The organism is Ruegeria sp. CF5 (assembly GCF_056537325.1).
On the sequence record NZ_JBQFRI010000031.1, the window covers coordinates 1 to 1,106 of the forward strand.

The 1,106-nt window shown below is 59.4% G+C and carries 1 protein-coding gene; it reads left to right on the forward strand.

From position 1 onward, the window contains the following. Nucleotides 1-1,106 (forward strand): elongation factor Tu (gene tuf / locus ACR0NW_RS23975; RefSeq protein ID WP_480453313.1); only part of this gene is annotated, 1,106 nt, incomplete at both ends.

The window sequence follows — 1,106 nt, forward strand, 5'->3', positions numbered from 1 at the left end:
ATGGCAAAGGAAAAGTTTGAGCGTACAAAACCGCACGTCAACATCGGCACGATTGGCCACGTTGACCATGGTAAAACGACGCTGACCGCAGCAATCACCAAGTATTTCGGCGACTTCAAGGCGTATGACCAGATTGACGGTGCGCCGGAAGAAAAAGCGCGCGGCATCACCATCTCGACCGCCCACGTGGAATACGAGACCGACAACCGCCACTACGCGCACGTCGACTGCCCCGGCCACGCTGACTACGTCAAGAACATGATCACCGGTGCCGCTCAGATGGACGGCGCGATCCTGGTTGTGAACGCTGCTGACGGCCCGATGCCGCAGACCCGCGAGCACATCCTGCTGGGCCGCCAGGTTGGCATCCCGAAGATGGTCGTGTTCCTGAACAAAGTTGACCAGGTTGACGACGAAGAGCTGCTGGAACTGGTTGAGATGGAAGTTCGCGAACTGCTGTCCAGCTACGACTACCCCGGCGACGATATTCCGATCATCGCAGGTTCGGCTCTGGCGGCGATGGAAGGCAACAACCCGGAAATCGGCGAAGAGAAGATCAAGGAACTGATGGCGGCTGTTGATGACTACATCGACACCCCTGAGCGCGCTGTTGACCAGCCGTTCCTGATGCCGATCGAAGACGTGTTCTCGATCTCGGGCCGTGGTACCGTTGTGACCGGTCGTGTCGAGCGTGGCGTGATCAACGTTGGCGACGAGATCGAAATCGTCGGCATCCGCGACACTTCGAAAACCACCTGCACCGGCGTTGAAATGTTCCGCAAGCTGCTGGACCGCGGTGAAGCGGGCGACAACATCGGCGCCCTGCTGCGCGGCATCGACCGTGACGGCGTTGAGCGTGGCCAGGTTCTGTGTAAGCCGGGTTCGGTTACACCGCACACCAAGTTCGAAGCCGAAGCCTACATCCTGACCAAGGAAGAAGGCGGTCGTCACACCCCGTTCTTCGCGAACTACCGTCCGCAGTTCTACTTCCGTACGACTGACGTGACCGGCACCGTGACGCTGGCGGCTGGCACCGAGATGGTCATGCCCGGCGACAACGTGTCGTTCGAAGTTGAACTGATCGCACCGATCGCGATGGAAAACGG